Annotated in this window: 4 protein-coding genes; all 4 read right to left on the bottom strand. The window is 59.9% G+C overall.

The features are described 5' to 3' along the window. On the bottom strand, positions 1-349 hold a 349-nt coding region (locus tag RI841_RS15660), incomplete at its 3' end, for a hypothetical protein (RefSeq protein ID WP_310706560.1). Beyond that, positions 333-1,562: an ABC transporter ATP-binding protein gene (locus RI841_RS15665; RefSeq protein ID WP_310706561.1), complete on the bottom strand. Its 1,230-nt coding sequence runs from the start codon at positions 1,560-1,562 to the stop codon at positions 333-335. The genes RI841_RS15665 and RI841_RS15660, both read right to left, overlap by 17 nt. Before the next feature lie 9 nt (positions 1,563-1,571). Continuing rightward, positions 1,572-2,348: an ABC transporter permease gene (locus RI841_RS15670; RefSeq protein WP_310706562.1), complete on the bottom strand. Its 777-nt coding sequence runs from the start codon at positions 2,346-2,348 to the stop codon at positions 1,572-1,574. Further along, positions 2,345-3,218 (bottom strand): GDP-mannose 4,6-dehydratase (locus RI841_RS15675; RefSeq protein WP_310706563.1); only part of this gene is annotated, 874 nt, incomplete at its 5' end. The genes RI841_RS15675 and RI841_RS15670, both read right to left, overlap by 4 nt.

Here is a 3,218-nt window from a genome sequence, read left to right on the forward strand (position 1 = left end):
CCTCGGTCTGATCGGCCAGTACCAGCAGCAGCTGCTCTCGCGCCAGGCCCGCCATCAGCTGTTCTTGGCCACGGTTGCGCTCCTCGACGCTGGGCAGACGGCCTAGCAGGCAGCGGTAGGCGGCATCCAGGAAGTCGGCGTCGGGCAAACCGAGCAGGCCAGTGTAGTCGGTGACAGGCCTGCTGCCACGCTGGTGGCTGGCGCCCAGCTCGACCAGACGACCTTCGAGGCTTTTACGCCACCGGACTTCACCGCACCATTCGGGCAACGGTTCTGCAGCTTCGCTGCGTCGACGTATCTGCTCATTCAGTCGTTTGGTATCAAGCCGAGCATTATTTTGACGCAGCATGATCGCTTTCCTTGGCTGACCGCTGTCCGGGCTCACCGAAGTGGCAGGTCATCGGCAGACGGCATATACCTCCGAAGGTAGGCCCGCGTATTCCAGCAATATCAAAACGCAACAGATTATCGCACCACTGATAGCAGCGCCGCGTGTGATCGCTGCCTTCGTGTAGTGCCAATGTCAGAGTGTACTTGCCAGGCGCCAGCCACATATCAATTTCCATGCGACAACGTTGCCGCTCAGCGGCACGCATGGCGAGCTTCTGGCCCATGTAAAAGGTGTTGGTACCGAAAACATCCTGACCGAAGCGGTCCCGGATCATCAGCCCTAGGGTAATCTCATTCAGATCCTCTCGAGCTTCCAGATCGATAAGTAACTCAGCCCTTTCGCCACTGGTCAGGATAGCGCCACCACTGTCTTGCCCAGCCAAGTTGCAAGCGAGAACCGTGACCTCACCACTGCCATAGTTGGCCTGCTGCACTGCCTGACCATCGAGGTCGGTCTCTTCGGCCAGGAGCCGATTGTAGTGGTTGGCACCAGCCTCAGGCTCGCCGGCGAATACCGCTTTTCCTCCCTCCAGGACGACGACCTTGTCGCAGAGCATCTTGACCGCATTGATGTCGTGGGAGACGAAGATAATCGATCCTCCCTGGGCGCGGAATTCTCGAATGCGACGCATGCACTTCTGCTGGAAGTGGGCATCGCCCACGGATAGCGCCTCATCGATGACGAAGCAACTGGGGTCGGCATGAATACCGATGGCAAAGGCCAGGCGCATGACCATCCCCGAGGAGTAGGTGCGCAGAGGCTCATCGATGAAAGTCCCCAGCTCGCTGAAATCGATGATCGCCTGGCGGCGGGCTTCCACTTCCTGTCGCGTCATGCCCAGCAGCAGGCCGTTGGCCAGGATGTTCTGGGCGCCGGTGAGGTTGCTGTCGAAGCCGGTACCCAACTCCAGCAGCCCGGTGATGCGTCCTTCGATGCGAAAGGTGCCGCTATCGGGTAGCAGCACACCGGTGAGGATCTTCAGAAGGGTCGACTTACCGGCGCCATTTCGCCCCAGGATACCCAAGGTCTCGCCGCTGGCCACCTGGAAACTGATACCGTCGAGCGCCTTGTGGGAGTGGTGGCGTGGCCGACGGGTGATGAGCTCGCGCAGCCGGTCCGAGGGCTTGGCGTAGAAGCGAAAATGCTTGGTGATATCTTGAACGTGGATCATGGCGGCGCTCTAGATGAAGTCGCGGATATCACGCTCAAGACGTTGGCCCAGCCAGAGGCCGAAAGCGAGCAGCAGTAAGGCAATGGCCATCAGCACCACCAGCGGAATTAACGCCGGGTGGGAGTGCAGCATCAGCGAATCGCGCAAGGCGTTGACGATATGGAAGAAAGGATTGAGAAGGAACAGCGCTTTCCATTTCTCCGGCAAAATGTTGATGACATAGACGATGGGGGTCAACCAGAACCACAGCTGGGTCAGCACACCCACAAACTGCTTGATATCGCGAATGAAGACGCTAAGCGTGGCGAAGATGATACCGATGGCATAGGCCAGGGTCTGCTGAACGATCAAGATAAGCGGCCACCAGAGCCAGTGCCAGGTAAAGTCGAAGTCGATTGCCAGCAGGAAAATAATGAAGAAAGTACTGGCAATCACATAGACGGTCAGCTCACTAAACAGGATATACAGTGGCAAGGCAAACAATGAAACATTGACCTTGCCAATGATGGCGGCTTTTTCATGGAAAACATGGGTCACCCGAGAGAGGGTATTGGCAAACAGGTTCCACGCCAGCACGCCGATCACCAGGTAGACGCTGTAACTGTACTGCTCCAGCTCCGCACCCATCTCGCCCAGCCTCATGCCCATGATGCGCGAGAAGATCAGGGTGAAGATCAGGATATTGACCAGCGGCATGATAAAGGTCCAGGCCGCGCCAAGGATGGAGCCAGCATAGCTATCGACCAGGTCCTGTCGGGTCAGATGATAGAGCAGAGAGAGGTTCATGGGGCAGTCTCAGCAGCGGCCAAGCGCTGTCGGCAGTCGTTCAGCAGTCGGTCAAGCATGGCGCCGTGGGAGATGGCAGGATGCCAGCCGGTCGTGTGGCGGAGCGCCGTGGTGTCAGCACGCACAGCCTGAATATCGGCGGGACGCTGGCGGGCCGGATCCAGGTGATGATCGACGGAGCAGCGGGCGCGGGCCAATAGCATGTTCAGCAGCTCACCTACCGCTACCGGATGCCCGGAAGCGATATTGTAGGCCTGGCCACGCTGGGCCGCCTCGGGCAGCTCAAGCAGCGCCAGGTAGGCGCCAACCACGTCCTCCACGTCGAGAAAGTCGCGCTGGGCATCCAGGTTGCCGGTCTCGACCACGGGGGGCTGCAGGCCAGCCTCGATGCGGGCGATCTGGGTGGCGAAGGCAGCCAGCACGAAGTCGTCACGCTGGCCGGGGCCGGTATGATTGAAGGGCCGGGCACGAATCACCCGCAGCCCCTCACTGGCAGCATACTGGCCGGCGGCCAGGTCGGCTGCTGCCTTGCTGGCTGCGTAGGGGTTGAGCGGCTGAAACGCCGTCTGCTCGGTAACCGGCTCACCACTGCGAAACGCACCGCCATACATGTCCGACGAACCGACATTCAGCACCAGACTCAGGGGGCTTGCCTGTTTGACGCCCTCCAGCAGGTTGAGAGTGCCCTGTAGGTTGACGCGCCAGGTCCACTCTGGCTTCTGGAAACTCGTGGGCACGTGGGATTGGGCCGCTAAATGGACGATGGCATCTGGCTGCAGGCGGCGCAACAACGCGATAACACGCCCTCCGTGACGGATATCGAGCCGATGCCAGTGCACGTCCTGAGCATTCTCGGGCCGGGCCCCCAAG

Source organism: Halomonas sp. (assembly GCF_031581305.1).
Lineage (GTDB): Bacteria > Pseudomonadota > Gammaproteobacteria > Pseudomonadales > Halomonadaceae > Halomonas.

What these genes read in the sequence shown, in the direction of transcription:
- RI841_RS15670 (WP_310706562.1), bottom strand. Translation starts at nt 2,348, where the DNA reads ATGAACCTCTCTCTGCTCTATCATCTGACCCGACAGGACCTGGTCGAT.
- RI841_RS15665 (WP_310706561.1), bottom strand. Translation starts at nt 1,562, where the DNA reads ATGATCCACGTTCAAGATATCACCAAGCATTTTCGCTTCTACGCCAAG.